Genomic DNA, 21,248 nt, shown 5'->3' with positions numbered 1-21,248 from the left:
AGGTGAATCGGCTCAAGACCATCAAGCGAAGCATGTACGGCCGGGCAGGGTTGGACCTTCTCAAGGCCAGGGTGCTTTACCGGCCTTGACGCCCGGCGGCCCGCGTCACCAAAAGCGAGGGAGACCCTTAAACATGACCGGCAGGGGCGGATTCTGCCCGAGGCCCGCCCGGCGCTCGCACCCGCAGACGACCTGCGCCGCGCGAACGTGTTCGTGGCGCACGGTATTGATAACGCGAAACTCGGCCCCCACCACGGTTACGTGAGCCGGTCGCCGCTCACCGACCCTACGTCCCACGAGGACGACCTGGGCCACGAGATCGGCACGCCCGTTCCTGTGCAGGACTGACTGGGTGACCCCGGGACACGGGCGAGGGTTCCGGGGCGCGCGCGGCCCTCTCTCGCCCCTCAGGTGCGGCCCAGGGACGGCAGCAACACATGGTCGACCACGCGCAAGATCAGCCTCTCGTCCACGGGCAGACCGAGGGCCGCCGCGTAATGGAAGGCGATCCCCGGAAACACCTCGGCGACGATACCCACGTCCACGTCCTTCGAGATCAGCCCGATGGAGGCGGCGCGGCCCAGCACCTCGTGGAACAGCCGGTCCACGGGGGACCCCAGCGCCTCCCGCGCGGCGGCGCGCAGCTCTGGGTCGTGCCTGGCCGCCGTGTGCAGGCTGGCGAGCACCCGCTGGCTGCGGCCATCCTCCTTGAGGTACGCCCGCCCGCACGCCAGCAGGTCCTCCCGCAAGTCCCCGGTGTTCGGCACCTCGGGCACCGGGAAGAGGTCCGAGGCCGCCGCCATGACGAGCGCCAGCTTGTTCGGCCACCGCCGGTAGATCGTCGCCTTGCTCGACCCGCACCGCCGGGCGACGGCATCGCAGGTTAACCGCTCGTAGCCCTCCTCGATCAGGAGGTCCTGCGTGGCCCGCAGCAGGGCGGCCTGCACCCCCGCGTCGAGCGGGCGACCAGCAGGGCGAGGGGGGGCGGTCATGCTTGACAGCATAGCACCCGATACGGTACGGTCTCGTATCGAAACGTGGAGGTTTCGGTATCCCACTTCCTCACCTCTGCGCCAGAGAGGGCCCTCGCCACGAAGGAGCAGAGCCATGAACGAGCAGGCCGAGATCACCCCCCACGCCGTCAGTGTCCAGGCAGCGCCCCTGTACTGGCAGGTCGGCATCCTGTGGGCGGTGCTCGCCACCGGGGCACAGACGGGGGGCGCCTACGCCCTGATGTGGGAACTGTGCCCGAGAGGGTCCGGACCGCCGCCCCACTTCCACGATCAGGACGAGCAATTCTACGTCCTGGACGGCGAGATCACCTACCGGGCGAACGGCCAGGAACTCAGGGCCACGGCGGGTTCGTCCTGATCCCGCGCGGGACCGTGCACGCCTTCCGGGTGGACTCGGAGACCGCGACCCTCCTGAATTCCTATACCCCGGCGGGCTTCGAGCGCGTGATCACGGAACTCGGCGAACCCGCCCACGTCCCCACCCTCCCGCCGGAAGGTCGGCCCGCGGCCCCGGGCGACCCCGAAAGGGCCGAGCGGCTCTTGCGGGAAGTCGGGCTGCACCGCGTCCAGGAACCCGACGTGCTGCGAGCAGGCCACGCCGGGGCCCGGCCTTGACGGTCACGTGGCCCGGTGTGCCCCCCGGCCCCGCGCGTCCTCTGTCCTGACCTCCTCAGCCCCTCACTCCCCACCCGGAGGCCGAATGACCACCCCAACCGTCCCCACGACCCTGATCGAGCCGTTCCACCTCTCCGTTCCCGAGGAGCAGCTCGCCGACCTGCGTGCCCGCCTGGCCCGCACCCGCTGGCCGGAACAGGAGACCGTCCCCGACACCAGCCAGGGGCCTCAGTTGGCAAAAGTTCAGGCGCTGATCGAGCACTGGCAGCACCGCTACGACTGGCGAGCCTGCGAAGCCCTGCTCAACGGCCTGGGCCAGTTCCGCACCACCATCGACGGGCTGGACATTCACTTCCTGCACGTCCGCTCGCCCGAGCCCAGCGCGCTGCCCCTGCTCATGACTCACGGCTGGCCGGGCTCGGTGCTGGAATTCCGCAAGGTGATCGGCCCGCTCACGGACCCGGCGGCCCACGGCGGCGACCCTCGGCAAGCTTTCCATCTGATCCTGCCCTCGCTGCCCGGCTTCGGGTTCTCGGGCAAACCCAGCGGGACCGGCTGGGGGGTCCCGCGCATTGCGGATGCCTGGATCACGCTGATGGACCGCCTCGGCTACAGCCGCTGGGGCGCGCAGGGCGGCGACTGGGGCAGCGCGGTCACCGCCGCCATCGGACGCCGGGCCCCGGCGGGCTGTGTGGGGCTGCACTTCAACTTCGTGATGTTCCAGCCGACGCCGGAGGAGGTGGCCGGGGCGACCCCGGAGGAGGGGGCGATGATCGCCAGCGCCCGGCATTACGTGGACGTGCTCTCCGGCTACGCCAAGCAGCAGGGCACGCGCCCGCAGACCATCGGGTACTCGCTGGCGGACTCCCCGGTGGGGCTGGCCTCGTGGATCTACGCGATGTTCCAGGACGTGTCCGACAGCGGGGGGAACGCGGAGGCGGTGTTCAGCCTCGACGAGCTGCTCGACGACATCATGCTGTACTGGCTGCCCAACACCGGCGCGTCCTCCGCGCGGCTGTACTGGGAGGCGGCCCAGGCCGGACGGGCGGGCCCGCCCCCCACGGAGCCGATCACCGTCCCCGCAGGCTTCAGCATGTTTCCGCGCGAGATCATCCGGACATCCAGGCGCTGGGCTGAGCGCCGCTACAGCAACGTGATCCACTTTGGCGAACTCGACCGGGGCGGACACTTCGCGGCGCTGGAGCAGCCGGAGCTGTTCACCCAGGAGCTGCGGGCGAGCTTCGGCCACGTCCGCTGAGTCCAGCCGAGGCCGCGTCATCCTCTCTCTTTCCAAGGAGCAACGTCCTCTCATGACGAATCCTGAATTCCCTGTCCCCGTCCGTATGGACGGCCTGAGCCTGCCCGTCGCCGACGTGGCGGTATCCGTCGCCTTTTACACCCGCCTGGGGTTCACGGTCGAACTCACCGACCCCTCGGGCAAGGGGTTTGCGCTTCTCAGGATCGGCGGCGGGACCATCGGCCTCCAGCGGCACAAGGGCGAGGACGCGCCGCGGATGCGCGACGGCATCCATGTGGAACTGAGCACCGAGGACCTCGACGGCCTGTACGCCTGGATGCAGGAGGCGGGCATCCCGGTGCAGAAGGCGCCGCACGACCGTCCCTGGGAGCGGGTGATGGTGCTGCGCGACCCCGACGGCTTCCGGGTCGAGTTCGCCCAGGGCGAGCGCGGGCACAACCGGCCCGGGTAGGCCGACCCAAGTGGGCGGAGGGTCAGGTCCGTAGGGAATGGAGTGTGCGAGTCAGACGCCAGCCGCCCGGACCTGACAGCCTTCAGAAGGAGAAGGGCCGTCGCTGAGCTTCTGTGACGGTCCCTCGAATTTGCTTCCGTGCCCAGACGCACTGGACTCCCGTGTCCACATTCCGCGGCATCTCAGGACGGCCCCCAACACTGTCCCGAATTACTCTCCGTTGCCCAGGGCCGCCCCCGTTCGCGCTTATTTCCCAGTATAGGTGAAGGCGAGGACGCTGCCGGGGTTGGCCAGGTCCGTCACGGGCTGGTTGTCCTGGCCGAGCATCTGCCCGGCGCTGTCCGTGATGACGTAGATGGTGCGCCCGTCGTTCGACACGGCGGTGTCGCGGTAGCGGTTGTTGGTCGGCAGGGTCTTGATGGCCTCGCCGCGCGTGTTCAGGCCGCTGGGCATGATGGGAACGCGGTAGACCGCGCCGTGCTTGAGGCTGGGGACGAGCAGCGAGCGCTCCCAGCCGGGAATCCCGGCGCTCTCGTACACCTCGATGCTGCTGGGCGCCATGTTGGGGCGGTAGAGGTTGGTGTTCGGGATGGGCGTGTCCGTGAAGTCGTGCCCGTTGGGGACCGTCCAGAGGGTGATCAGGGCGTCTTTGAGGTTGGGGGCGCTGAACTCCGTCTCCCGGCTCTGGGGCACGCTGTCGGGGATGGTGTAGGGGGCCCAGGTCAGGCTGGCGCAGTTCGGGGCGGCGCTCCAGTTGCCGTACACGTACGATTGGTCGTCCTGGTACCCCACGACGTTCGGCCAGCCGTAGTTGCCCGCGCGCTCCAAGACGTTCACCTCGTCGTCGGTGTTCGGGCCCTGCTCGCTGGAGTACAGGACGCCCTGGCGGCTGAAGTCGATCCCCTGCGGGTTGCGGTGCCCGACGGTGAAGACGTGGCTGACCACGCCGTTCAGGCTGGGATTGTCGTCCGGGATGCTGCCGTCGAGGTTCAGGCGCAGGGTCTTCCCGGTGTAGTTCACCCAGTTCCCCGCGGTGATCTCGGCGGCGGTGGGCAGCACCTGCGAGGTGATGGGTTTGCAGTAATTGGCGAACTGGTTGTGCCCCAGGTCACCCATCGTGAAGTACAGCTTGCCGTCCGGCCCGATCTTGAGGCGCCCGGCGTTGTGGTCGTTTCCGGCGGGCAACTTGTCGATGACGAGGCTGGGCGCGGTCAGTTGCCCGCTCGCCCGGTCGAAGGTGTAGCGCACGATCTTCTTCGTGGGGGCCTCGGCGGTGCCGGAGGTGTAGGCCACGTACACCCAGTCACGCCCAGCGTTTTTCAGCAGGTCGGGGTGCAGCGCCATCCCCAGGACGCCCTGGTGCTGCCCGCCCGCCAGCACGTCGGGAATGGTGACGGCGACCTGCTTTCGTCCGGTGGTGGGGTCCACCCGCACGACCCGCTTCCCGAGGCGTTCGGTCACCCAGAGTTGACCGTCGGGACCGAGGGTCATTTCCCAGGGCATTTCCAGGCCGGTCGTGACCACGCGCAGGGTGAAGGGCTCGCCGACGGCCTCGCCATTGCCGGGAACGCCGGGAAGGGTCGAGGCACAACCGGCCAGGGTGACGGAGACGAGCAGGGTGCCCAGGGTAAGGGGGGTAAGTCGGAAGTTCATGACAGACCTCCTTCAGGGAAGCGGGGTGAGGATAACTTACCTCACGCGGGGGCGCCCAGGGCCGTGAGGTCCGCCCCCAGGACCTCGGCCAGTCGCGCCGCCCGGCCCAGCCGCACGTGCCCGGTCTCGGTGTCCACGACGAGGGCGGGAACGCCTCGCACGGCACGGGCCGCGTCCAAGGCGTCGGCCCAGGCGTCCCCGCCGGGCGTCAGCGGCACGTTCGCCCGCCCGTCGGTGAACAACACGAGCTGCGCCCCCCTCTCCCCCGCCAGCACCTCGGCGGCGAGGCTCAGGGCGTGCGCGAGCGGCGTGCGGCCCCCGGTCGGCGCGGCGGTGATCGCGGCCTCGGCGGCGTGCGGGTCGGTCGTGAAGCCCAGGTCGAGCGTCGCCCCCGTCGCGCGGAAGGTGATCAGGGCCACCCGGTCCCGGCGCGTCTGCTCGCGCAACAGGGCCAGCATCGCCCCCTTCACCGCCCCCATCCGCTCGCGCGTGCCCATGCTGCCGCTCGCGTCCGCCACGAAGAGGACCCGCCGCCCGCCCGTCTCCTCGCGGACGGGGGCGTGAAAGTCCTCGCGGCGGAGGGTGACCGTGCCGCCCCCGCTGACCGCCGTTCGCGTCAGGGCGGCGCGCAGGGTGTCTGGAGTGGCGAGTGTGATCGGCTGGGCCTCGGGGACGGCGCGGACGGTGCGGCCCGGGCCACCCTCGCCCCGCCGCGTGCCGGGGATGGGGGAGGGGAGAGGGAGGGTGAGGGAACCCGCGCTCACGCTGGGGGCGAAGACCTCCTCGGGCCCGTCCGCCGAGGGGACTTGAGCGGACTGTGACCGGGATGTGTCCGTCTGCGGGGGTGGGGTCTCCTGCGGCGGCGCGGGGGGAGGCGGTGGGGGAGACGGCGGCAACCGCGGATCGCGGCGGTGCGTCAGCACGAGGGGGGCGATCCGGTGCAAGTCGCCTTCCCGCACCTCCTCCCGGCCCTCCAGCGCGGCGAGCGCCCGGGCGGCCCGGTGCAGCACGAGGTCGGCGCGCAGGCTCCGCACTCCCGCCCTGGCACTCAGGGCGGCGATGGTGTCGAGGAGCCCGTCCGGCACGGTGACGCGCGGCAACCGGGCACGGGCCGTGGCGAGGCGGGCGGCGAGTGCCTCCTCCGCCTGCTCCCACTCTCCCGCAAAAGCCAGCGGGTCGGCCTCAAAACGCATCCGGCGCCGGACGATCTCCGCCCGCTCCCCCGGCGCGGTGGGCGCTTGCACGTCCACGCACAGCCCGAAGCGGTCGAGGAACTGGGGGCGCAATCCACCTTCCTCCGGGTTCATGCTGCCGACTAGGGCGAGGCGGGCGGGGTGCTCGGCGCTCAGGCCGTCGCGCTGTACCCGGTTCACGCCCATCGCCGCCACGTCGAGGAGCACGTCCACGAGATGGTCGGCGAGCAGGTTCACCTCGTCGATGTAGAGGACGCCGCCGTGGGCCGCCGCGATCAATCCGGGCCGCAGCCGCACCTCACCCCTGAGCGCCGCGTCGAGGTCGAGGGTGCCCACCACCCGGTCCTCGGTCGCGCCGAGGGGCAGGTTGACGAAGGGGGCAGGCGTGCCGTCCGGCGCGGGGGGGAGCAGGGCTGCGAGCCCGCGCGCCGCCGTACTCTTCGCCGCGCCGCGGTCGCCTCGAATCAGGACGCCGCCGATGTCCGGCGAGACGGCCAGCAGGGAGAGGGCCAGCACGAGGTCCGGCTGGTGGGCGACGGCGGAAAGGGGGTAGAGGGGAGTCATGCCCTCACCCCGAAGGAAGCAAACTCAATCTGAACGAGGCTCGGTGGATGTGGGAGGCGGCGAATCCTGCCGCTCTGCCTCCGTGTCCTCCAACGGCAGGAGGCGGGCACAAGGCCGACCATAGCGCGTGAGGATAACCTCCTCGCCCTGGTGGGCACGTTCGACAAACTCGTCCCACTGCTTTCGCGCGGCAGTGAGGCCAATGATGACCATGCGTGTAGTGTATGACCCCTCATCCTCATGGTCTGGAACTCTCCACCCGCCCCACCTCGCCCCGCCCCTCCAGCAATCCTTCGCTCTCGGCGAGCAGGTTCTGGAGGGCGCCCAGCGTCTCCGGCTCCGGCCTCCACAGTTCGCGGGCGTGGGCTTCGAGGAGGCGACCGGCGATGGCGTTCAGCGCCCAGGGGTTCGACCCGCGCAAGAACGCCTGGTTCTCGAGGTCGAGGGCGTACGCCTGCGCCACCCCCTCGTACATGAAGTCGTGTGCGATCTGCGCGGTGGCATCGAAGCCGAAGAGGTAGTCCACCGTCGCCGTCTGCTCCAGCCCGCCCTTGTAGCCGTGGCGGCGGATGCCCTCCAGCCACTTGGGATTGACCACCCGCGAGCGGTACACCCTGAGCGCCTCCTCCCCCAGGTCACGGACACGCGCCCGCTCGGGGTTGGCCGTGTCGCCGAAGTAATGTCGGGGCTGGGCGCCACTCAGGCTGCGCACCGACGCGATCATTCCGCCGAAGAACTGGAGGTAGTCGTCGCTGTCGAAGATGTCGTGCTCGCGGTTGTCCTGGTTGTGCAGCACGAGCTGGGTGACGGCGAGGCGGGCGCGGAAGTCCTCGCGGGCATCGGTCCCGGCCTCGGCGGCGGTGTAGGCGTACCCGCCCCAGTTGACGAAGGTGCGCGCGAAGTCGGCCTCATCCTGCCAGTTCCCCTCGTGAATGAGGTCGAGGATGCCCGCCCCGTAGGTGCCCGGCGCGCTCCCGAAGAGGCGATAGGCGGCACGGGATTGAGCCTCTTCTGGCGGCAGTTCCCCGAGGCGGCCCGCGAGGTCGGCCAGATAATGCTTGCGCGGGTAGTTCTGCTCCTCCGGCTCGTCCGCCCCCATGGCGAGGTTCACCGCCTCATCGAGCAGGGAGATCAGGTGCGGGAAGGCGTCGCGGAAAAAGCCGCTGATCCTCACCGTCACGTCGATGCGGGGGCGGCCCAGTTCCTCCAGCGGGATGAGTTCCACCCCCGTCAGACGGCGGCTCTGCGGGTGCCACACGGGCCGCGCGCCGAGGAGGGCGAGAATCTGCGCCACGTCGTCCCCCTGCGTGCGCATGTTGCTCGTACCCCACACGCTGATGGCGACGTGTTCGGGGTAGGCGCCCGCCTCCTTGAGGTGCCGCTCCAGCACCTCCCGCGCGAGGTTGCTCCCCACCGTCCACGCCGCCTGCGAGGGCAGGGCACGCGGATCGACCGCGTAGAAGTTCCGCCCCGTCGGCAGGATGTGGGCGAGCCCGCGCGAGGGGGCGCCACTCGGCCCGGCGGGGACGTACCGCCCGGAGAGGCCCGCGAGCAGGTGCGCGATCTCGTCGGTCGTGGCATCCAGGTTTGGCTTCAGGACCCGGCAGGCATAGTCGAGGGTGGCGGGCAGAGTGCCAAAATCCTCCAACGGTCCCAGCGTGATCGCGAGCGCATCGGGAATGGAGGCGGGGTCGAAGTCCCGCGCCTGAAGCGTCTGGTAGAGGTGTAACGCCAGTTCGTCAATGAGTTCAAGCGCGTCTCCGTTAGAGAGGACGGGACGGCCTGCGAGTTCGCTGAGGTCGCGTTCTTTTCTCCCTCTCCCCTCGTGGGACTGGTACAGCTCTGCGGGGCAGCTCTGCGAGTCCGAAGGAGAGAGGGCCGGAGTGAGGGGGAACGCAGACGACTCCACCGCCAACCGCCCCCCCGGATTCTCCAAAAGCGCCCCCAACTCCAACCCCAGCACCCCCGCCAGCCCCGCGTGCAGCCCCGGCACTTCCGCATTCGCCAGCCGCGTCAGAGCCCGCAGCATCTCGGGCAACCCCTCCCCTCTCGGCGCCTGCCCCAGCACGTGCAGCCCATCCCGAATCTGCGCCATCCCCAGCTCGCACAGGTAGCCGTCGATGTCTTCGAGGAGGTGCGCCACGTCCGCCCCGTTCATCTCGGTCAGGGTGACAGGCACGCCCTCCGGGGTGAACGCTTCGTCCCACTCGTGAACGTGGTCGCCGTGATCGCGCCGCAGCATCGTGCCGAGGTCGGTGCCCAAGTTCGCCCGCTGCACGAGGTCCCAGATTTGCCCCTGAAGGAGCGGCAACTTCGAGGGGTCGAGGAGTTCCAGTTGGTAATACTCGTCCACCAGCGCGGCGAGTTCGGCGAGCGGCCCGTAGGTGTCGGCGCGTGTCAGGGGCGGCGGCAGGTGGTCGAGGATCGTCGCGTGCGCCCGCCGCTTGGCCTGGGTGCCCTCGCCGGGGTCGTTGATCACGAAGGGGTAGAAGAGGGGCAGGTCGCCCAGCAGGGAGTCGGGGAAGCACTTGGCACTCAGCCCCACTCCCTTGCCCGGCAGCCACTCCAGCGTGCCGTGCTTGCCGACGTGGACGATGGCGTCCGCACCGAAACCGCCCCGCTCCGGAGACTCCCGCAGCCAGCGGTACAGCGCGTGGTAGTGGTGGGTGGGGGGCAGGTCGGGCGTGTGGTAGATCGCGTCCGGGTCCATGCCGTACCCGCGCGGGGGTTGCAGGGCGACGAACATCTTTCCGAAGTGGACCCCAGCGAGGGCGAGGGCACCGTCGTGGACGTAGGCTGACCCCGGCGCCTCGCCCCACTGCTGCCGCATCCGGCGTTGCTGCGCGTCTGGGAGGTCGGCAAACCACGAGCGGTAGAGGTCTGCCGGGACGTGCGCGGCGGCCTGCGCGAGTTGGGTGGGCGTGAGTTGCGTCGTGTCGTACGTGGTGCGAGCAAGAAGGGCGTGCATGAGTTCGTCGCTCGTGGCGGGCAATTCGCCCACGTCGTACCCCTCGGCCTTCAACGCGCCGAGGATGTGCAGCAGAGAGGCGGCGGAGTCCAGCCCCACCGCGTTCCCCACCTGGGACGCCTTCGCGGTCGAGTTGGTGAAGACGAAGGCGAGGCGCTTTTCGGCGTTCGGCAGGTGACGCAGACGGGCGAGGCGCACGGTGATTCCGGCGAGGCGGGCGGTGCGTTCGGGATCGGCGACGAGACGCGCGGCGTCCCCCGCTTCCTTCTCCTTGAAGGCGAAGGGCACGCCGATGATGCGCCCGTCGAACTCGGGCAGCGCGACGTTCATCGCGGTATCGAGGGGATTGAGCCCGCGCGCGCTCGTCTCCCAGGGTCCGCGCGCCCCGCCGCTCGTGATGCCCTGCACGACGGGCACGCCCAGCCGTTCCAACGCTCCCACGTTTGCCCCCGCCGCCGTCACGTCGCCCGCCTGCACGTCGGCCATAGCGAAACTGAGGGTGGAGATGAGGGCGTCCACCTCTCCCCGCAGCAGCGCGAACGCCTTCGGGTCCCCATTCCCATCCACATCCTTGAGGCTGGTCGTGAAGACGGGCAGAGCATTGGCTCCCGCCTCGTCCAGCGCGGTCACGAGCGAGTCGATAAAGGCCGTGTTGCCGCTCAGCGCGTGGGCCCGGTAGAGCAGGACGCCGACGGCGGGGCGGCCCGGGGTGCGAAGGCGTTGCCAGTCCTCCAGCGTCGCGATCTCGGGCAGGTCGGGGTGGTAGATGCCGTGTTCGGGCAGGGCGAGGGGTGGCTGCGCGCCGTATCCTGTCAGCCGTAGCGTGTCGCTGAGGGAGAGCAGGAGTTCGCGCGTGTTCTGCCACCCACTCGCCGCCAGATACGCCCGCGCCGTGTCGAGCGTGTGGGCGGGCGCGAGGCTGAGGGCCGCCAGCTCCGCGTCCGGCTCGTTCGTGCCGCTGACGAGGAGGAGGTGTTGCCCGGCCTTGCGGGCATGGTCGAGTAGGAGTTCCGCCCCCGGCACTGCCGAGAACTTCCCGTGAATCCGCAGGAGGACGACCTCGGCCTGTCCGACCGCCCCTGAGAGCAGCGTCGCCATCTGCGCTTCGGAGCGGATACCGCCGAGCGCCACGCCGGTGACCGGGCCGAAATCGGCGGGCAAGGTCTCCTGCGCCGCGCGGAGGTTGAGCAGGTCCGTATCCGCGTGGGTCAGGAAGGCGAGGCCGAAGAGTTCGGCGGGCGCCTCGGGGGTGGCGAGGGGCGGGGCGACGGTCCCGGCAGCCGCGCTCCCCGCCGCGTCCCACGCGTAGTAGTTGAAGGTGTACTCCACGAGGTCGGGCGGGGGCGGCAGGTAGCCGTCCGCGTTCAACATCGCCTCGATGTAGTCGAAGATGGCGCGCACCAGCCACGCGTCGTTGACCGAGTGGAACCACACGTCGTGCCCGTCGAAGACGAGGTGGGCGACGTTGGCGAGGGAACAGGGCCCCAGGCAGCCCCCCTTCGTGAGGTGGACGGCGTTCCTGATCTTGCGCCGGGTCCACTCGTCCTTGTACACATCGGCGGGCGCGGCGGCGTACCCCTTGTCCGTCCGCCCGCAGCAGCAGCCGTGGAAGCAGTAGCTCAGGTGCCCACGCTTGCGGACGACGTTGATCGTGCGCCCGTCGGCCCGGGTCACGCGCTGTCTGGAGGTGGGCTGGCGGGGGGCGGGGCGGGTCACGCTGACCTGCCCCGGCGCCAGCGGGACCACACCTGCGCCGTGAGGAAGAGCACGAGGGCCACCCCCGCTAGCCAGAAGCCCAGCGGGGAGATGTCCACCGCCTCCCACGCACTCAGGGCGCGGGCCGACGGGAAGTGTTCGCCCACCCACGCCGCCAGGGTTACCACGCCGACCACGAGCGCGAGGACGCCCGAGAGCCCGGTGATCAGGAGGTTATACACACGCTTTGCGCCGGGTCGGTCGAGCGCCCAGGCGTAGGCGTGGGTCATGAACGCGCCGTTGAGGGTATCGAAGAGGGTCATGCCCGCCCCGAAGAGCAGCGGCAGGGCCAGGATGGCGCTCCAGCCCAGATGGTCCTGCCCGGCCTGCCCGGCGAGGGCGAGCAGGGCGATCTCCGAGGCGGTGTCGAAGCCCAGCCCCATCAGGAAGCCCAGCGGCAAGACGTGCCACTGACGGCTGACCAGCCGGGTCAGGGGGGCGATCACGCGGGCGAGGAGGCCGTGGTGGTGACCCTCGTCCCGCCCCTGTAGGGTCCGCCACACGGCGTGGAGGTTGAACCCCGCCACGAGCAGCAGGTACACCCCCGCCACGAAAGGCCCCACCCAGCCGCCGAAGACGCCGATCTCCTCCTGCGCCCCCAGCAGCGCCCGACCGATAACCGCCGCCGCAATCGCCATCAGCAGCACCACGCTGGAGTGCCCCAGGCTGAAAAAGAGTCCGACACCGTACGCGGGCCGTCCCAAGGTCAGCAATTTGCGAACGGTATTGTCGATCACGGCGATGTGGTCGGCGTCCCAGGCGTGCCGCACCCCGAAGAGGTAGGCGGTCAGCCCCAGCCCCCACACCAGCGGTTCGGCGAGCGCCGACGGCACCAGCAGCCCGAGGGCGAGGACGTGGAGCGCCAGCACGGCCAGCAGGTAGGGCGCGCTCAGGGTCACGGTCTTCCGCGCCGTGACGGGAAGGAGGCCCGGCACGCTCATCTCAGGCCCACCGCTGCGGAAGCGCCTTTTGCAGCGCCTCGATGACCTTCTTGCGGCTGACGTGGTAGCCGATGAAGACGAGTTCGTTCGGCGCGTCCGGTCTTGAGGGGGCCGGGTGCGTCTCCACCCTTGAGCGGACGGCCTGCACCGCGTACCGCCCGCCGTCCCCCCCCTGCACGAAACCCTTCACGCGCAGCACGGGAAAGACGCGGGCCACGTTCTGCACCGTCCTCACGAGGTCGGGGACGCTCTGCACGTCGTCGCTCGTCAGGCGGAAGGACTGCCAGCCGGGGTCGTGCTCGTGGAAGTGCTGGTGGGTGCTCAGGCTGTGGACGTGGGCGTCGAGGTCGCCGTGCGAGTGCCCGTCGAGGGTGGAGTGGTCGTGGAGCGGCCCTGACAGCTCGCCGGGCGCACCGCTCACCGGGCCGTGGTGGGCCGCGCTCCGCCGCGTGCCGTGCAGGTTCAGCCCGAGGGTGAGCTGGGTGTCGAGCTTCGCCCCGTAGGCGAGTTCCAGGAAACGCACGCGGGGAGCGCGGTAACGCACGTCCGCCTCGGCCTGGAGGAGGTCGGCGTCGCTGAGATCGTCGATCTTGTTCAGCACCGCTACATCCGCGAACTCCAGTTGGGCGTCGAAGACGCGGGCGGCGCCCCGGGTGGCCTCGTCCTCGGCGTCCGGGCTGAAAGCTCCTGCGAGCAAGAGGGGCGTGTCCACGACGATGAGCGTGGCGTCGAGCGCGAAATCGGCGGCGAACTCGCCTTCCTCCAGCGTGACCATCACGGCGGTCGGGACGGCGAGGCCGCTCGTCTCGATCAGCACGTGGTCGAAGGTGTGGCGGCGTTCCCGCAACACTCGCAGGGTGCGCCGGAAGGCGTCCCCCTCCCCCCCGTAGGCGAGCAGGCCGCCGTGAACGTCGTGCAGCTCCACCCCGTCCTCGCGGACCTCCAGCAGGGGGCCGTCGATGCTGACCTCCCCGAACTCGTTGACGATCAGGGCCAGGGTGCGGTCGTGCGTCTGCCCCAGCAGGTTGCCGAGCAGGGTGGTCTTGCCGCTGCCCAGAAAGCCGCTGACGATGGTGACGGGCGTTTTGAAAGTGGTCATGCGTGCTCCATGAGGGTCTGGAGGGCGGCGATCAACTCGTCCCCGCTGTGGAAGGCGCCGGGGACGGGGGCCGGGCGGCGGACGACGATCAGGGGCAGGCCGAGTTCCCGGGCGGCCTCGCGCTTGGCAGTGAAGCCCCCCACATCCCCGCTGTCCTTGGTGACGACGGCGCCGATGTTCCAGGCCCGCCACTGGGCCACGTTGAACTCGCGGGTGAAAGGGCCGATCATCGCGCAGATACGGTCGGGGCGGATACCCAGGCTCAACGCCCGTTCGAGGACGCCGGGCTGCGGGGTGAGGCGCACGAACACGTCGGCACCCGGGGCGGCGTGCAGGAACGTTTCGAGGTCCTTGCTGCCCGTCGCCAGGAAGACGCGCCCGGAGTGCGAGGCGACGCGGGCAGCTTCATCAATGTCGTCCACCAGGGTCAGCCCGGTCGTGTCCTGGGGCAGTCCGCTCGCCCGCTCCAGGCGGAGGTAGGGCACGTTCAACTCGGCGCTCAGTTCCCGCAGTTGCGCGGTGATGGCTTGCGCGTAGGGGTGGGTGGCGTCCACGATGGCCCGTGCCCCGCGTAGTGCCCGTCGCCGCGCCTCCACACCGGGCGGACCGTCGTACAGGTGCAGGTTCGGATGCTTCGGCGCGACCTGGGCCCCCAGCTTGGAGGCCACGCTCAACGTCACCCGCTCGCCTTCTTCCGCGAGGCGCAGGGCCAGGGCGTTGCCGTCGCGGGTGCCGCTGAAGACCCAGACGGCGCCTTCGGGCTGGGAGACGGGGGCGACCTCCTCCCCCCGCCAGTCGTTGTAGCCGCGCGGGGTGTACATCCACCGCCCCTTGCGCGTGGTGAAGCGGTTGCCGATCACGACCGTCGTCAGCATGTCGAACTCATCCGAGAGCAGCGCCTCCAGGGTGGTGACGCGCACCTCCTGATCCTCGCGGTAGGCGTTGCGGACGACGCCGCAGACGGTATCGGGCCGCTTGTGTTCGAGCATCAGGCGCAGGACGCGGTACACGCCCTCCCGCCGCGCCCGGCTCTGCACGTTGTAGAGAACGCAGGCGAGGTCGGCCTGGGCGATGTGCCGCGCCCGCTCCTCGATCCACTCCCAGGGGCACAGCAGGTCCGAGAGGCTGAGGGTGGCGAAGTCGTGGGTGAGGGGCGAGCCTAGCAGGCTGGCGCAGGCGGTCGCGCTCGTGATGCCGGGGATGACCTCCACGCCGAAGGGCGGCTCCTCGGGCAGGTCCTCGAAGACCAGGCCCGCCATCGCGTACACGCCGATGTCCCCGCTGCTGACGAGGGCCACCCGTTTGCCTTCCCCCGCCTTCTGGATAGCGAGTTGCGCCCGCACCTTCTCCTGGGTTAGCGGCGGCGTCAACACCTCCTGGCTTGTGATCAGGGGCGCGACCCAGCGCAGGTAGAGGTCATAGGCGACGATCACGTCTGCCTCCACCAACGCCTGCCGGGCCCGTTCCGGCACGAGCGAGAGGTCGCCCGGCCCGACGGAGACGAGGCTGAGGTGCCCGGTCACGCGCTCACCTCCAGGGGCAGGCGGTCTTCCACCACGGCGACGGTCACACCGTTTAGTGCCGTCTTCGGCACGATGAGCCGACCGCGCGGGCTGGCGATCAGGGCGCAGGGCTCGCACACGCCGGGCAGTCCCACGCTTTGCTGCACCCACGCGCTCGGCTGGGTAACGCAGGGGCGGGCCTCTATGTCGGCGTGCGCCATCACCCGCAGCGGCAGCCCGTATTGGTCGCAGAAGGCGAGCAGTCCGGCCTCGTTCGCCTTGAGGTCCACGGTCGCGACCTCGCGCACGTCGGTGAGGGGACGACCGGCCAGGGCGTGGGTCACGGCGGCCTCCACCTGCTCCACGCTCACGGCGCGCCGACAGCCGACTCCCAACGTCAGGGGGCGCGTGGCCTCGGTGGCGGTGGTGACGACGGGGACGGCCCCGGTCAGGCGGGCGACCCGGTAGGCGAGAACGTTCGCTCCCCCCTCGTGCCCCCCCAGCAGAGCGACGGCGAAGCGGGCCGCGTCGTCCAGCACGACGACCGCCGGGTCGCTGTGCTTGCTCTCGGGCAGGCCGGACAGGAAGCGGACCGCGATCCCTACTGCGCCGATCAACACCCAGGCCCGCGCGGTGCGGAAAGCCGTCTGGAAAGCGGTGAGTTGCCGACCCGCCTCCTGCCAGGGTCGGTGCAGCGCCGCTCCCAGTCCGTCCGCGAGCCGTTCGGCCAACGCCTCGGATTCGCGGCGCACGGGCCACACGGCCAAGTCAGACAGGGCAGCCGTCACGCCTCCCCCCCTTCCTTCACGGCGCGGCGGAAACGGTGGGCGTAGGCGGGGTCGTACAGGCGGCTCGTCGTCTCCAATGCCTCCGGCTCGCTCAACGCCGGGCTGACGATCAGCATGGTCGTGAGGGCCCACTCGCTGACCCGAATCTCGGAGAGGAGGCGGCCCAGGGTGCTGACATGCCGCCGCTCCTGGGGCTGGCTGGCCCGCTGCACGAGGGCGACGGGCATGTCAGGACCGTAAGTGTCGAGCAAGTCCGCCACGATCTCGGGAAGCTGGTTCCCTCCCAGGAAGACGCACAGGCTCGCCCCGTGCTCTGCGAGGCCGCGCAGGTTCTCGCGCTCGGGCACCGGACTCGCGCGGCCCGAGGCGCGGGTAAGGATCACCGTCTGGGTGACGTTGGGGCGGGTCAGTTCGGCCCCCAGCACAGCGGCGCAGGCGGTGAAGCTGCTCACGCCCGGCACGACCTCGTACTCGATGCCCAGTTCCCGCAGGGCGCGCATCTGCTCGGCGGTCGCCCCGTAGATGGCGGGGTCGCCGCTGTGGACGCGGGCCACGTCCAGCCCCTGTTCCAGCGCGCGGCGGTAAAGGGCCACCTGCTCGTCGAGGTTCAGCCCCGCCGTGTTCACCCGCTCGGCGCCTTGGTGCGCGTGTTCCAGCACCGCCTCGGGCACGAGCGACCCGGCGTAGAGGATGAGGCGGCACGACCCCAGCAGCCGCGCGCCTCGCAGGGTGATCAGATCGGGGGCACCGGGACCGGCGCCGATGAAATAGACCTTCAAGAAAACCTCCGAGGGGGCTCGCGGCGAATCAGCAGGACACTCAGGTAGCCGAGTCGGCCCGCGTCGGGGGCGGGATCAAGCGAGGGCAGCACGACCTCGCCGTCCAACCCGAGGCGATGTGCCAAAGCGCAGTGTTCGAGAATGCCGAGGTCGGAAAGCAGGCTCAATACACCCGCCATCCGCCGTCCCACCTTCATCAACACCACCACGTCGTGCGAGAGGATGTCGGCCCGCAACGCCTCCAGATCGTCCGGGCACGGCAGGATCAGCACCCGTTCTTTCCCCTCCCCGAGGCTGAAGCCGGTCAGGGCGGCGGCGGTCGCGTAGCTCGTCACGCCGGGGAGGACGCGCCTGGGCAACTCGGGCGCCTCGCGTCCCAGGGCGGCGACGAGGTAGCCCAGCGTGCTGTACGTCATCGCGTCCCCGATGGTCAGGTAGGCGACGCTGTGCCCGGCCCGCTGGTGGGCGGTAATCTCCCGGGCGAGGGCGGCGTAGTGCTCGCCCAGCCGCGCGTCGTCGCCGTCCATGTTGAATTCCACCTCCCGCACCCGTTCGCGGGGGAAGTCGAGGTCCCGCAGGGCCGTCAGCGCCACCGACGCCTCCGACACCCGGGAGCGCGGGGCGTAGATGAGGTCGGCCCGTTGCAGGACTTCGAGCGCGGCGACGGGGAGCAGACCGTAGGAACCGGGACCGACGCCCAGGCCATAGAAGGTGCCGGGATGGGTCACGCCTCCGCCTCCCCCAGCCCGGCGCCGTCGAGGGCGAAGAGGGCGGCGCGAACCCGCTGCACTCCCGGCGCCCGGCCATGCAGGGTGCGGGCCACCTGCCGGGCGACTTCTTCCCACACCTCCGCGCCGCGTTCGTGCCCGGCGAGCAGGGCGACGCAAGCATCCACCGTGTTCGCCTCCGCGAGAGCTTGCACGGTCGGCGCGGCCACCCCCAGCCCCTCAGCGACTCTCGCCACCGCGTTCATCGCCATGCCGCTGTGCTGGCTGTGCGTATTCCAGTCGCCGTTGAGCACCTTGGCGAGCTTGCCGGGATGCCCGGCGACGAGGAGGAGGGGAAGGGGGTGGACGGTCTCCTCCAGCGCGTCCTGAAGAGCATCCAGCGCCGCCCCCACAAAATTGCTCATCTGGACGATGGCCTGTGGAGGCACGTTCAACGCCTCCCGGGCGTAGTCGCGGCCCAGCTTGCCGGGCGTGAGGACCACCGCCTCCGGGCGGGCGTGGACGGCCACCCGCACGTACACCTCGACCGAGGCCATGTACGCCTCCAGACTCATCGGCTCCACGATGCCCGTCGTGCCCAGGATGCTGATGCCGCCGACGATGCCCAGCCTCGGGTTGAAGGTCTTGCGGGCGACGGCCTCCCCGTTCACGCAGCCCACCGTCACCGCGAACGCCTCGTGGCCCGCGACCTCGTGCGCCGCCCGCCGCATCATCTCGCGCGGAACGGGATTGATGGCGGGCTCGCCCACCGGGACGCGGATGCCGGGAGCGGTGACGGTGCCAACCCCCTCTCCGGCATAGAAGGTCATGGGCAGGCGTGGGTCAGCGAGCGGCGTGACGGTCGCCCAGATCGTCGCCCTATGCGTCGCGTCCGGGTCATCCCCACCGTCCTTGATGACCTCCGCGTATGCCCCTACATCCGTCAAACGCACGTTCTGCACGGGTAGAAGGAGGCTCTGGTCCCCGTCCGGCAGGGTGATTTCCACCTCCGCCTGATCCTCTCCACGGACGAGCAGCAGCAGGGCCGCCTTCAGGGCCGCCGTCGCCGCGCTCCCCGTCGTGAAGCCGCGCCGCATCCCGTTCGGCGCGGGGAGGTTCAGGTCGAGGCGGGTAGGGGGCGTCATGAGCAGGCTCACGTCCCCGCCCCGGCGGCGGACACGGCGGCCAGGCGGTTTTGCGCCTCGATCATCAGCGCGTTCACGACGCTGCTCGCCCAGGGACTCCCACCGCGCGTGCCCGCGTTCGTGACCCGGGGGACGCTCAGGCAGGCGCGCAGCGCGGCCTTGCTCTCCCGGGTGCCCACGAAGCCCACGGGCAGACCGATCACCAGGCCGGGCCGCCAGCGCCGCTCGCGGATCAGGCGCACCGTTTCAAAAATCGCGGTGGGCGCGTCCCCGATGGCGACGATGCAGTCATTCCCGAACTTCTCGTAGGCGCGGCGAATGCCCGCCGCCGAGCGGGTGATCCCGGCCTCACGGCTCAGCAGGTGCGTTTCCGCGTCGTGCACCCCGCACCAGACCTGCACGCCGAGTTCCGCGAGAAGCTGGCGCTTGAGGCCGCTTTGCACCATTGTCACATCCGTGACGACGGTCAGGCCGCGCAGGATCGCCATGACGCCCGCCTCCGTCGCGCCCGGCGAGAAGAAGAGGTCCTCCACGATGCCCGGATCGCCCGCCGTGTGGACGAGGCGTTGCATGGCGTAGCGGTCCGCCGCGTTCACCGCCGACCAGTCCCGCAGCCCCTCGATGATCTCGAAGGACTGCGCCTCGATGGGGTGGGGCTCGTAGGGCTGGATGGTTTTCCGTTTCGGTGCCTCGCCGCCCGCCAGCAGCCCCCGCACCGCCCCGTGGTGCCCCACCTGCGGCTCGCCGACCTGCGCCTCGTAGCCCACGACGCCCACCCGGTACTTGCACAGGGAGCAGTTCATGTGTCCGTGGCCCTGCACGCCCTCGCGCGCCCGTTCCAGAAACACCCGGGCCACCTTGGGATGCGGCCCCAGATGCCCGGCGGTCAGGAACTCGGTGCCCGGCCAGCGTTGGGCGGCGGCCTCCACCGCCGAGCGCACCCGGCGGGCGAGCACTCCGTCGAAGAGGAGGTACGGCAGCACGACCACCCGCGCGAAACCGAGACGGGCGGCGCGGGCGAGGCCGGTGGGAAGGTCGGGCTTGGCCGTCCCGCTGTAGCAGACCAGGCTCGCCCCGTACCCCAGCCCCTCTTCCAGAAAGCGGGCCAGCTTGTGAACGTCCCCGTTCGCGTCCGGGTCGGTGGTGCCCCGCCCGACGAGGAGGAGCAGCGTCTCATCCCGTCTGACCTCACCCGCTGCGCCCGCCTCCGCCTCGATCAGCCGTTCGCGGCACACGTCGAGGAGAGCGGGGTGGAGGTCCATCGCCGCCCCGTAGTGGAAGGTGACGTGGGGAAACTCGCGGCGCAGGGCGTTCAGCTCGCTCGGCAGGTCGTTCTTCGCGTGGGTGGCGGCGAGGAGGACGCCTGGAACAAGCACAATTTCCTTCGCTCCCGACGCCACCGCTTCCCGCGCCGCCTCGTCGATGGTGGGGGTGTTGAATTCGAGAAAGCCGTGGGTAATGACCCGATCCGGCTCCAGCGCCTTGACCTCCCGCACCAGCGTCTCGAACTGCGCCGCGCTGGCCGGGTCGCGGCTGCCGTGCGCGGCGAGGACAATCGCGTAACCGTTCATCGTTCTCCCTCTAGACCTGTGGGCAGGGGCGTCAGCGCGCGGATCAGCAGGATGCTCATGTCGGAGAAGTCCCGCCCCTCCAGCTCGCCCAGCGTGCCCGCCCAGGTCGCCTCGTGCCGCGTCAGGTTCTCCCAGACCTCGACCCGGTGGGCGGCGCCGACCCCTCCCGCGAGAAGGTACGAGGCCACGTCCTTCGGCATGAAGTCCCAGGGGCGCGGGATCACGATGGCGCCTCTCCCGGCCCGCAGCACGTCGCGCAGGTGGGTCTTGAAGGGCGTCAGGTCGCCCCGGCGGTGGAAGGTGAGGAAGGTCGTCTCGTCGAAGCAGACGCGGCCCCGGCTTGCCAGGATCTGCGCGCTGGAGATGCCCGGCACCGTCTCGACCGGGTGCCCGCAGGCCGTCTCCACCCGCTCCAGGTATTGAAAGCCCGAGAAGTGGATGTCGCCCATGAACACGACGACGCAACGGTTCCCGGCGTGGTGGAGGGCGGCGACCTCGGCGAGTCGGGCCACCTGATCGCGGTAGCTCATCGTGACGACCTCGGCTCCCCCGGGGATCAGGGGCCGCACCACGTCCACCACCGCATCGAAGCCCGCCACCACGTCGGCTTCCCCGATCAGGGCCGCGCCGCGCCGGGTCAGGAAGTCGAGGTGGCCGGGGCCCGCACCGACACAGACGATCACGCCGTGCCTCTCGGCGGGGGGCGAACATGAAGGAATGCACCTTCCGGGACCACGAGGAGTAAGGGGGGGGATGACACAGCGGCGACTCCGGGATGCAGGGCGGAGACGGTCCGGAGGGGCGCACATCGAAAGCCCGCTCCAGCCGGGGCCGGAGCGGGCAAAGACGGCCAGGGGGGCCGGATATGCGCGAACTCACAGGGTGGCCCTCTGACGGCGAGAGGTGCCCCGTCTTCACGGGGCGTCCCTGGGTGGCATTCGGGCTGACAGGTCTTCTCGCCTGCTTACCGCTGCGCGACAGCGCCGGACTCTCACCGGACTTCCCCAACACCAGGTCGGGCCAGAGTAGCAGAGAAAAGGTCAGGTGGTCACTCGTGCCTCAGGCCGGGGCTCCCCCCGAAGTTTGGTCGGTCACCACTCTGTGCCGCGAGCGCCTCACCGGGATGCCTGGACTGGGGTCACGTTCCCCGCGCTCGACACCCCCCCGCGGGCAATCAGGTCTTCGTGTGATGACGCCCTGTGAGGCGCGGCGCGTCAGCTCAACGGCCTGTGTGGGGAGGGGAGAC

General features: G+C 70.4%; 18 protein-coding genes and 1 riboswitch. Of the genes, 4 read left to right on the top strand and 14 right to left on the bottom strand.

The features are described from left to right. Positions 1–407 precede the first annotated feature (407 nt). Positions 408–992: a TetR/AcrR family transcriptional regulator gene (locus tag A7B18_RS11580; protein ID WP_180970125.1), complete on the bottom strand. Its 585-nt coding sequence runs from the start codon at positions 990–992 to the stop codon at positions 408–410. A gap of 115 nt (positions 993–1,107) precedes the next feature. On the opposite strand from A7B18_RS11580, the gene A7B18_RS22255 reads away from it, so the two are divergent. From A7B18_RS22255 to A7B18_RS11565, 4 genes are all read left to right on the top strand, one after another. Continuing rightward, positions 1,108–1,371 carry a cupin domain-containing protein gene (locus tag A7B18_RS22255; protein WP_219722128.1) on the top strand — a complete coding sequence of 88 codons (264 nt, stop codon included), beginning with the start codon at positions 1,108–1,110 and terminating at the stop codon, positions 1,369–1,371. 14 nt (positions 1,372–1,385) lie between these two features. Continuing rightward, on the top strand, positions 1,386–1,628 hold the full coding sequence (locus tag A7B18_RS22250; RefSeq protein WP_219722127.1) for a cupin domain-containing protein: 243 nt from the start codon (positions 1,386–1,388) through the stop codon (positions 1,626–1,628). An 85-nt stretch (positions 1,629–1,713) separates the two neighbouring features. Next, a complete protein-coding gene (locus A7B18_RS11570; protein ID WP_102126851.1) occupies positions 1,714–2,886 on the top strand; it encodes an epoxide hydrolase family protein in 1,173 nt (390 codons plus the stop codon). Between the two features lie 52 nt (positions 2,887–2,938). Further along, entirely contained in the window at positions 2,939–3,337 is a 399-nt protein-coding gene (locus tag A7B18_RS11565; protein ID WP_102126850.1) for a VOC family protein, read from the top strand. A gap of 246 nt (positions 3,338–3,583) precedes the next feature. Here A7B18_RS11565 and A7B18_RS11560 read toward each other — a convergent pair whose 3' ends face one another. From A7B18_RS11560 to A7B18_RS11500, 13 genes are read right to left on the bottom strand one after another with little or no spacing between them, the layout of a single operon-like run. Next, a complete protein-coding gene (locus A7B18_RS11560) occupies positions 3,584–4,990 on the bottom strand; it encodes a glucose/sorbosone family PQQ-dependent dehydrogenase (RefSeq protein ID WP_102126849.1) in 1,407 nt (468 codons plus the stop codon). Between the two features lie 41 nt (positions 4,991–5,031). Further along, positions 5,032–6,747, bottom strand: coding sequence for a VWA domain-containing protein (locus A7B18_RS11555; RefSeq protein WP_102126848.1), 1,716 nt, complete (start codon positions 6,745–6,747; stop codon positions 5,032–5,034). 24 nt (positions 6,748–6,771) lie between these two features. After that, entirely contained in the window at positions 6,772–6,960 is a 189-nt protein-coding gene (locus A7B18_RS23120) for a type II toxin-antitoxin system Phd/YefM family antitoxin (RefSeq protein ID WP_102126847.1), read from the bottom strand. Positions 6,961–6,985: 25 nt separating this feature from the next. Next, the gene (locus A7B18_RS11545; protein ID WP_102126863.1) at positions 6,986–11,431 is read right to left on the bottom strand and encodes a cobaltochelatase subunit CobN; all 4,446 of its coding nucleotides are present in this window, start codon (positions 11,429–11,431) and stop codon (positions 6,986–6,988) included. Further along, positions 11,428–12,411, bottom strand: coding sequence for a HoxN/HupN/NixA family nickel/cobalt transporter (locus A7B18_RS11540; protein ID WP_102126846.1), 984 nt, complete (start codon positions 12,409–12,411; stop codon positions 11,428–11,430). Before A7B18_RS11540 ends, A7B18_RS11545 begins: the two co-directional genes overlap by 4 nt. Position 12,412: 1 nt before the next feature. Then, the gene (locus A7B18_RS11535) at positions 12,413–13,510 is read right to left on the bottom strand and encodes a CobW family GTP-binding protein (protein WP_102126845.1); all 1,098 of its coding nucleotides are present in this window, start codon (positions 13,508–13,510) and stop codon (positions 12,413–12,415) included. Then, entirely contained in the window at positions 13,507–15,033 is a 1,527-nt protein-coding gene (gene cobJ, locus A7B18_RS11530; protein WP_102126844.1) for a precorrin-3B C(17)-methyltransferase, read from the bottom strand. The genes A7B18_RS11535 and cobJ overlap by 4 nt, the downstream gene beginning before the upstream one ends. Beyond that, positions 15,030–15,800, bottom strand: coding sequence for a cobalamin biosynthesis protein (locus tag A7B18_RS11525; protein WP_102126843.1), 771 nt, complete (start codon positions 15,798–15,800; stop codon positions 15,030–15,032). The genes cobJ and A7B18_RS11525 overlap by 4 nt, the downstream gene beginning before the upstream one ends. Then, positions 15,797–16,579: a precorrin-4 C(11)-methyltransferase gene (cobM, locus tag A7B18_RS11520; protein ID WP_102126842.1), complete on the bottom strand. Its 783-nt coding sequence runs from the start codon at positions 16,577–16,579 to the stop codon at positions 15,797–15,799. Before cobM ends, A7B18_RS11525 begins: the two co-directional genes overlap by 4 nt. Continuing rightward, a complete protein-coding gene (gene cobI, locus A7B18_RS11515) occupies positions 16,576–17,307 on the bottom strand; it encodes a precorrin-2 C(20)-methyltransferase (protein WP_102126841.1) in 732 nt (243 codons plus the stop codon). The genes cobM and cobI overlap by 4 nt, the downstream gene beginning before the upstream one ends. Continuing rightward, entirely contained in the window at positions 17,304–18,431 is a 1,128-nt protein-coding gene (cbiD, locus tag A7B18_RS11510; RefSeq protein ID WP_102126862.1) for a cobalt-precorrin-5B (C(1))-methyltransferase CbiD, read from the bottom strand. Before cbiD ends, cobI begins: the two co-directional genes overlap by 4 nt. A gap of 8 nt (positions 18,432–18,439) precedes the next feature. Further along, positions 18,440–20,002 (bottom strand): precorrin-8X methylmutase, encoded by a 1,563-nt coding sequence (locus A7B18_RS11505; RefSeq protein ID WP_102126840.1) that lies wholly within the window; start codon positions 20,000–20,002, stop codon positions 18,440–18,442. Further along, on the bottom strand, positions 19,999–20,811 hold the full coding sequence (locus A7B18_RS11500; RefSeq protein ID WP_102126839.1) for a cobalt-precorrin-7 (C(5))-methyltransferase: 813 nt from the start codon (positions 20,809–20,811) through the stop codon (positions 19,999–20,001). Before A7B18_RS11500 ends, A7B18_RS11505 begins: the two co-directional genes overlap by 4 nt. Positions 20,812–20,914: 103 nt before the next feature. After that, positions 20,915–21,042, bottom strand: a riboswitch (cobalamin riboswitch). Positions 21,043–21,248: the final 206 nt, after the last annotated feature.

Origin of the sequence: Deinococcus planocerae, from assembly GCF_002869765.1 — a bacterium.
Lineage (GTDB): Bacteria > Deinococcota > Deinococci > Deinococcales > Deinococcaceae > Deinococcus > Deinococcus planocerae.
This window is presented reverse-complemented; position numbering and strand designations above follow the sequence as displayed.